This is a genomic window from Thermoactinomyces sp. DSM 45892, from assembly GCF_900107305.1.
Lineage (GTDB): Bacteria > Bacillota > Bacilli > Thermoactinomycetales > Thermoactinomycetaceae > Baia.
The window spans coordinates 21539-30322 of record NZ_FNPL01000022.1; the positions used below are offsets into that span (position 1 = coordinate 21539).

The following is an 8784-nucleotide window of genomic DNA, read 5'->3' on the forward strand; positions in this document are numbered from 1 at the left end:
CTGGATCACAACTATCTAATAAGAGGGAATATTGGATTATTTTATGACGGAATGAGCGAATGGAGAGGGAGAAAGCCATGACAATCAATACGGAACTCAAACTTAGTAAGTACCAGTTATCACATACACAGAAGCGTTTCTGGTTTACGGAACAATTGGAGTTTGTACAAGCATCAAAGGTAAATGCAATGTCACATGTATCGACTGCTTTTACGTTAAAAGGGAAGTTAGATAGGCAGGTCTTTCATCAAGTTATAAACACTTTGGTGAGTCGTCATGATATATTGCGCACTTGTTTTCGTGAAGAAGATGGAGCTCCTGTGCAAGTAGTCTGTTCTGATATTGATTATGATACGTATATGGTAGATATGTCTCAGCAGGATAAATCCTTACAAGAGTTAGTGATGAGGGAGCTAAATAAGCCGTTTCGGTTAACGGAGGCACCGCTCATTCGCGTTACTTTATATAAGTTGTCGGAGTCCGAGCATATGTGTCTCCTTGTTGCGCATCACATCATTGCGGATGGTTGGGCGATTGATATTTTAATGTCCGAGTTCGCCACACTTTACCACTCTTTGGCACATAAACAGCCCAATCCACTAGTACCTCTAGCTGTTCAATATAGTGATTTTGCACACTGGCATAATGAATTGCTAGCGGGAGGAGAACTAGATGAACAACGAAAGTTTTGGTTGGATCGTTTGGCGGGGGAGTTGCCTGATCTCAATTTTCCCTTGGACTTCCCAAGACCCCTTATGCAAAAATTTGATGGCGATACCGTTCCACTCGTAATCGACGGTGAGCTGATGGCGAAATTAAAGAAAACGTGCGAGAAGTTAGATGTCAGCATGTATATGTTTCTATTAGCATCGTTTCAAGTTCTATTAGCGAAGTATACTCGAAACCAAGATATTATCGTAGGGACGTCGTTATCGGGTCGTGTTCATCCAGAGGTAGCCGATCTGGTTGGATGCTTTATTAATACGTTACCTGTACGAAATGAGGTAAGTGGAAGTGAGTTGTTTCAGGATTTTGTAAAACGAGTCAAACAAACCGTTCTCGAGGTATATGCGAATCAAGAATATCCGTTTGACCGCATTGTGGAAGAGTTAGAAATTGAACGGAATCTAAGTAGAAATCCAGTATTTGATGTGGTTTTTGAATTACATACGTTGCGTACAGATAAACAGTTAGAGGTAGAAGTGACGAAAGATCTTAGCCTTTCCTTTGAAAAGTCGTTAGATCATATCCAGTATTCCGGGTTTGACTTTGTTTTTGAACTGTTTCAGACGGAAGGCAAGATCGATGGCTATATCCAATACAGTACATCACTGTTTCAAAAGGAAACCATCGAACGTTTAAGCCGTCATTTTATTCAGCTAGTTGCGCAAGTGGTAGAAAAACCGGAACAAAACGTTTGTGAGATTGATATGTTGTTAGAAGAAGAAAAAAATCAGGTTCTAAATCAGTTTCATTCTAGTAAAGAAATATTTCCAATTCACGTTCCGTTGCAAACTTTGTTTGAGGAGCAAGTGGAGAAAACACCAGATCGTATTGCGTTAAGTTTTGAAGGAGAAGAGGTACCATATCAGGAGTTAAATGAACGGGCAAATCGCATGGCGCACTTACTCCGCTCACAAGGGATAGGAGCCAATCAATTTGTAGCGGTGGTAAGTGAGAGAAATCCCGATTGGATTACGACCGTATTGGCTATTTTTAAGAGTGGGGCTGCTTATGTGCCGATTGATCCCAATCTTCCAGATGAACGGATTGCGTACATCTTACAAAATAGCGAATCGAAAGCAATCGTTACCCAGAATGCTTATGTAGAACGATTATTATCGCTACAGATCGATCAGACGGCACAAACGATGATCTGTTTGGATGGAGAGATGAGACATTCGAATCGACAAGGGTTCTATACCAGGAGCGATCTAAATCAGTTTCGTTCTGATAATCTCGATCCGATCAACACTTCGATGGACCTTGCTTACATGATTTATACATCCGGTTCTACAGGTAAGCCTAAGGGGGCGTTGATACGCCATGATGGTATGATTAATCATCTTTATTCGAAGATTACGAGTTTGGGTCTGGGATCTGAGGATGTCGTGGTACAAAATGCTTCTATCAGCTTTGATGTTTCTGTTTGGCAGTCCCTTGTTGCCTTGTTAATAGGAGCGAAAACGTCGATTGCTTCGTTTGAAGTTTCACGTGACCAATCTCTATTGTTTGAGCATTTGCAAAAAGAAGGAATAACAATAGTCGAAACCGTTCCTTCACTCCTGTTTGCATTTCTTGATACAGTAGAAGGATTGACGGAAGAGACTCGACAATTGCCCAAGTTACGTTGGATGATTGCGAATGGTGAAGAGCTACCTATTAAACTAGTAAATAGCTGGTTTGATCTGTATCCAACGATCAAATTAATTAATGCGTACGGTCCTACAGAATGCTCGGATGATGTAACCCAGCATGTTATGACAGGTGTGATAGATACAGATCAACTCCGTATGCCGATCGGACAACCGTTACCCAATATGACTTTATATGTGGTAGATCAATATCACCACCTGGCACCAGTAGGGGTTAAAGGCGAAATTTGGATTAGTGGGATTGGAGTGGGTGATGGTTATTGGAAGAATGAAGAGTTGACAAGAGAAAAATTTATTTCGAATCCGTTTGCAGGCGATTGGACAGAAGAACGTGTCTATCGAACAGGAGACTTAGGTCGCTGGTTGCCAGATGGATCGATTGAATTTTTTAGTCGTATAGACTTTCAGGTGAAGGTACGTGGGTTTCGGATTGAGCTAGGCGAGATTGAGAGTGCGATTGGAAACCATCCACAAGTGGATGAGGTAGCTGTTATCGTGAAGCAGACGGAAGCCGGAGATAATATGTTAGTAGCTTTCTATACGAGCAAGCAATTACTTGGCTCTCATGATCTGCAGGAATATCTACGAGGGATCCTACCTTACTATATGGTGCCGGCGCTTTCAGTAAGAATGGATCGCATGCCCCTTCTAACAAGCGAAAAAATAGATCGTCATGCTTTAAGAGCGTGGGAAATAGGAGAAGGAGAGAAACAGGGAGTATCGGGGCTACACACGAAAACCGAGGTAGAGCTTGCATCGATCTGGCAGGATATCCTTGAGTTGAATCAGATAGATGCCGGTGATAACTTCTTCCAACTAGGCGGTCATTCCATTAGTGCAGTAAAAGTGATCAATCGGATTCGTGATCGATTCCAGATCAAGATGACTCTGCAACAGATCTTTATTACTCCTGAATTGAGTGAGTTAGCAGGTGTAATTGATATGGAAGTTGCGAAACAGAGTGATTCAGAGGAAAAGCACGATCTTTCCCTTCAATGTATGCCGAAGCAAGAGGTATATGAGTTAGCACCAGTACAGCTCCCTGAATGGTATATGCACCATTTTGAACCAGATAATCCGTTTTATAATACTAGTTTCGACTTGATGTTTCATGGTGATATGGACTTGCAAGTGTTTGAGAAGGTGTGGCAAACACTTATTTCTCGACATGCAGTGTTACGTACTACCTTTACAAACGAGGATGGAGTTCCACTACAAATAGTGGCTCCAAGTAGTGAGATGAAGCTTTGTGATTTTTATGAAGACCATACCCATATAGAGGAGGATCAGATTTCCAAGGTTATCAAAGAGCTTGCTGAGGCACATGCGAATCAAATATTTGATTTTGAGAGGGGGCCTTTATTTTCTACTAAATTGGTTGAACTGCCGGGTAAACAGTTCTTATATATGTTTGCTAGCCACCACATTATTTGGGATGAAACTTCCTCGATGAACCTAATGAAAGAATGTAGAGAGCTTTATAATGCATATGTCACTGGAAGACAGCCACAGTTACCCCCTCTCGAGGTTGAGTACACAGATTATGCACAGTGGATGAATCGTTTAGTAAAGGAAGGACATTTGGAGAGACAACGTCAATATTGGTTAAAACAGTTTTCTGATGTGCCTCCGGGCCTTGACTTACCAACGGATTACCCTAGACCGCCTATGGTTACATTTAATGGAGGAACGATTCTAGGAAGATTTGAATCAGATCTTCAAAAGCAAATGATTGATTTTTGTCAACAGAATGATATCACGTTAAACATGCTTCTGCTTACGGTACTAAATTTACAGTTGCACCGTTTAAGTGGTCAACGTGATTTTGTGATAGGCTCACCGATTCTCAACCGCGATGATGTGAAGCTAGAAAATATGCTGGGTTTGTTTGCCACCGCTCTCCCACTACGTTGTACGATTGAGCCAGATATGACGTTTGAACAGCTACTTGTACATAGTAAGCAAACTTCGATTGAAGCATATGATCATCATGCATATCCGAGTAATTTTGTGATTGAGCAGATTGAAACGGGAGTAGACTTGTCGCGAACGAAACTGTTTTCTGTGATGTACGGTTTACAAAATAACAAGCAAAGATTGATGGATGAGATTCAATTTGAAGGGTTGCAATGTAACTTTCGCGTGTACGATTTTATCGAGCGAAATTCTCGCTTCGACTTAACTTTTGTTTTTGATGAATTAGAAAGTGGTCTTGAAATCAATCTTAATTACAACTCTGACTTATTTACGAAATCAACAGCAGAGAGGATTTCACGCCAGTTTATATGGCTTACGGAGCAGGTTGTTAATGCACCAAGAAAACAACTTGAAGAGTATGTGTTGATATCGGAATCAGAGGAACATCAAATGAACGAGTGGAATCAGACAGAGAAGTCCTGTGAAGGTGCAATTTGTCTTCATGAAATGATTGAGAGACAGGCTGTGAAGACACCAGGAAATTCAGCCATCCTATATAACGGGACTACGCTAAGCTATCATGAGCTAAATGAAAAAGCGAATCGCTTAGCACACTGGCTCACACAGCTTGGTGTAAAGCCTGAAGATAAAGTAGGGATTACATTTGCTCCATCTACGGACATGATAGTGGCACTTCTAGCTGTGTTGAAAGCAGGAGCTGCATACGTTCCTCTTAGCCCAGAAGTTCCAACAAGTCGTCAGCAGATGATCATCAAACGCGCTGGAATTGATGTGATCCTTACCGAGAGCCAATATGTGAGGGAAGATCTATTATTTCAAGGGAAAAGAATCAACTTAGATGTAGATGGTTCGCTGATTGATAAGCAGCCGAGTACGAATCTAAATCTTTCTGTATCATCTAGCATGTTAGCTTATGTTTTATTTACTTCGGGTACGACAGGCATGCCAAAGGGAATCGAAATAGAGCATCGCGGTATCATCAATCTGTTTGAATGGAGTCAGAGTAAGTATCCACTTTCTGATTTGGATGCAGCCTTATTTATAACACCGTATACGTTTGATGCATCGCTACTTGAAATATTTTGGCCTCTGACACAAGGTGCGAAAGTAGTGGTTCCAGAGTCTGAGGAACGTAAAAATCCGGCTTCGATTGGAAAGTTGGTAAAGAAACATCAGATTACGATTCTCCAGTTTGTGCCGATTTTATTAGAAGCATTTGTAACGGCAAGAAAAAATGGAGATTTTGGAGAATTGCCGTCACTTCGTTATGTAATCTGTGGTGGGGCTCTACTTACCCGCGAATTATGCGATCAATTTAAGAGTCAGTTTTCGTGTCGTCTGGGCAATCACTATGGTCCAACTGAAATAACAGTAGATGCGATTACATTTGATTGTGATGAATCCTTTATAGGAAATGCCGTTCCGATCGGTAGGCCGATTCGCAATGTGAAAGTGTATTTATTAGACGAATGCATGAATCGTGTACCCGTTGGAGTGCCGGGTGAAATCTATATCGATTCTCCAGGACTCGCACGTGGATATCTGCATGATCCAGCTATGACGGATCAGTACTTTGTACCGAATCCTTTTACATCAGATGTGAATGCTCGATTATATAAGACAGGAGACGTTGCGAAGTATTTGGAAGATGGAAATATCGTCTACTTAGGCCGTATCGATCATCAAGTAAAAGTGCGTGGGAATCGAGTAGAGCTAGAAGAGGTAGAGAGTTGGCTAGCTTCACACGAGCGTGTAAGTAGTTGTGCCGTGATTCATAAGAAAGATGAACGAATGGATGGACTCGTCGCTTATGTGGAGATGAAATCGGAAAGTTCGGTTCTTCAAATGGCTGGAGAGGGGCTAACGTTATATACTCTTTCGCAAATTCCTAGCCTACAAGATAAGATGAACGAGCTTCATTTTACAGCATGGCCTGAATATTTTGCCGGAGAAGAAGTGCTACGGGAATATTGGCCACAACTTTATACTCAATTTACCGAATACCAACTTGCCTTGGTTGATAGGGTAGGAGAGGTAGTAGCTGTAGGGAATGCGATCCCGATTTACTGGGATGGCACCCAGGAACAGTTGCCACAAGGCTGGGATGAGGCTTTGGTCAAAGGTTTTACGGATGCCAAAGGAGACCAGAAACCAAATACGCTACTTGTTCTCGCGGGAGTGGTGAATACGAAATATCAAGGAAAGGGACTTGCCACATTACTAGTAAAAGCGTTTAAAATGCTCGCTCAAGGACATGGCTTACAACGTCTGATTGTTCCTGTTCGCCCAACAGGTAAAAATGCGTATCCGGATCTTGATTTCTCTTCTTACTGTGAGTTACGGCGGGAAGACGGATTGCTTGTAGATAACTGGCTACGTTCTCATGAGCGTGTAGGAGGAAAAATCCTTCAAATTGCGCATAAGTCCCAGTACGTTAAGGCAGGTGTTGCCGATTGGCAAAGATGGACAGGGATTATCTTTGAGAAAAGTGGATCTTATGAGGTAGAGAAAGCTTTAGCACCTGTCTACATTGACCTAGAGCAAGAAATAGGAGAGTATTGGGACCCGAGTGTTTGGGTGGAGCATCCACTTGATTCAGCACAGACTTGGAATTATGTTGATTCTAGTCAATTGGAAAGCTTTTTGAAACAATTTATGCCCGAATATATGGTTCCTCAGCAATATGTCTTTGTAACTCAAATGCCACTTGTGACAAGCGGTAAGATCGATAAAAACAGATTGCCAGAGGCTTATACTCTCGTTTCTGAGCGCGAGTTTATATTACCGCGGAGTCAAACAGAGGAAGAGATTCTGGATATCTGGAGAGAGATCCTTCAGATAGAAAGCATTAGTGTAACAGACAGCTTCTTTGATTTGGGAGGTCATTCTTTGAAAGCGGCTCAAATTGTTTCACAGATTAGTAAAAAATGTTGTGTCCCATTCTCGATTCGAGAGCTATTCGAATTTGTCACGATTCGTAAATTAGCTCAGATGATAGATGAAAAAAAGCGAATCATGGTAGGAAACGATGAGTCTTACTAGATAGAGAAAAGCAAAGCCCTCTTCCCATTCAGCCTTCTGAGGAAGAGGGCTTTGCTTTTGCAAAAAAAAGTATTGACCATCCATAACAGGTATGTTATATTATTTCTTGTCATTAAATGATTATATAGTTGAATATCGGGATGTGGCTCAGCTTGGTAGAGCACCTGGTTTGGGACCAGGGGGTCGCACGTTCGAATCGTGTCATCCCGACCACACAAAAAAACTACTCACTGGTTGGGTAGTTTTCTTTATATGCCCAGATCATAATAGACAAGAATAAAGGATTTAATAGACCCGAACAGAAAAGGAGATACATAGGGATGTCCTTAGTGGAGTTGTATGAAAAATACCGTCAATGTCAAATGTGCCCACTTCACGCACAAGGGAGGTCTCAAGTTGTCATCGGGGAAGGAAATCCATCTTCTCCCTTGATGCTGGTAGGAGAAGGGCCTGGGGCGGATGAGGATCGTTTGGGAAGACCTTTTGTGGGAAAAGCTGGACAATTATTAAGTAAAATGTTAGAGGCTGCTGAAATTCCGAGAGAGCAGATTTATATCACCAATATTGTCAAATGCCGCCCTCCTGGAAACCGTACTCCTGAACCAGAGGAGATGTCCACGTGTATCCATATTTTACGACAACAGTTCCAAGTGATACGCCCTAAACTAATCGTTCTCTTAGGTTCGGCACCTACGCGAGCGATCCTTGATCCGAAGGCGCGAATTACACAAGTGCGAGGGAGATGGATCGAACGAAAAGGAGTCCGTTTTATGCCTACCTTGCATCCTGCGTACCTTTTACGAAACCCATCTGCGAAGAGAGATGCATGGAACGATTTCAAGCAGATTCGAGATGCCTATCACATACTTCTACAAGGGGATGAAAATCGGTGAAAGAAGTAATTGTTTATACAGATGGAGCATGTTCTTATAATCCCGGTCCAGGAGGGTGGGCTGCCGTTTTACTATATGGTGAACATCGTAAAGAAATCTCAGGTGGAGATCCGAACACTACCAATAACCGTATGGAATTACAAGCTGTCATCGAAGCACTTAAATTATTAAAGACGAAATGTAAAGTAAAAGTGCACTCTGACAGCGCTTATATCGTGAATTGCTTCCACCAAAAGTGGTATGTCAAATGGGAGCGGGAAGGCTTTAAAAAAAATCCTGATCAATGGAGAGAGCTACTTGCCCTCTCACGAAAGCATGACGTAGAGTTTATCAAAGTGAAGGGTCACAGCAATGTAGAGCTAAACAATCGTTGTGACGAATTGGCCCGGGCTGCAGTGCCTAGAAAATAATCTATAACTATATCGTGACTATATAATAGAAAAGGAGCATTCCTGTAATGAAAGAAAGTGAAGTTTGAAAAAGAAAAGTGCCTCCTGTAATATGCGGGGTATCGAAAGATCCCTAATTTAACAGAG

Annotated in this window: 3 protein-coding genes and 1 tRNA gene; all 4 read left to right on the plus strand. The window is 41.9% G+C overall.

What is annotated here, in order from left to right; translation table 11 throughout:
* The first annotated feature begins 77 nt into the window (after nucleotides 1-77).
* The 4 genes from BLU58_RS15050 (at nucleotide 78) to rnhA (ending at nucleotide 8658) form a co-directional block, all read left to right on the plus strand.
* Nucleotides 78-7355 carry a non-ribosomal peptide synthetase gene (locus BLU58_RS15050; protein WP_176786712.1) on the plus strand — a complete coding sequence of 2426 codons (7278 nt, stop codon included), beginning with the start codon at nucleotides 78-80 and terminating at the stop codon, nucleotides 7353-7355.
* A gap of 136 nt (nucleotides 7356-7491) precedes the next feature.
* Nucleotides 7492-7568, plus strand: a tRNA-Pro gene (locus tag BLU58_RS15055).
* 107 nt (nucleotides 7569-7675) lie between these two features.
* Nucleotides 7676-8248, plus strand: a complete 573-nt coding sequence (locus tag BLU58_RS15060) for a uracil-DNA glycosylase (RefSeq protein WP_093293461.1) — start codon at nucleotides 7676-7678, stop codon at nucleotides 8246-8248.
* Nucleotides 8245-8658, plus strand: coding sequence for a ribonuclease HI (gene rnhA / locus BLU58_RS15065; protein ID WP_093293463.1), 414 nt, complete (start codon nucleotides 8245-8247; stop codon nucleotides 8656-8658). Before BLU58_RS15060 ends, rnhA begins: the two co-directional genes overlap by 4 nt.
* The last annotated feature ends 126 nt before the right edge of the window (nucleotides 8659-8784 follow it).

What these genes read in the sequence shown, in the direction of transcription:
- BLU58_RS15050 (WP_176786712.1), top strand. Translation starts at nt 78, where the DNA reads ATGACAATCAATACGGAACTCAAACTTAGTAAGTACCAGTTATCACAT.
- BLU58_RS15060 (WP_093293461.1), top strand. Translation starts at nt 7,676, where the DNA reads ATGTCCTTAGTGGAGTTGTATGAAAAATACCGTCAATGTCAAATGTGC.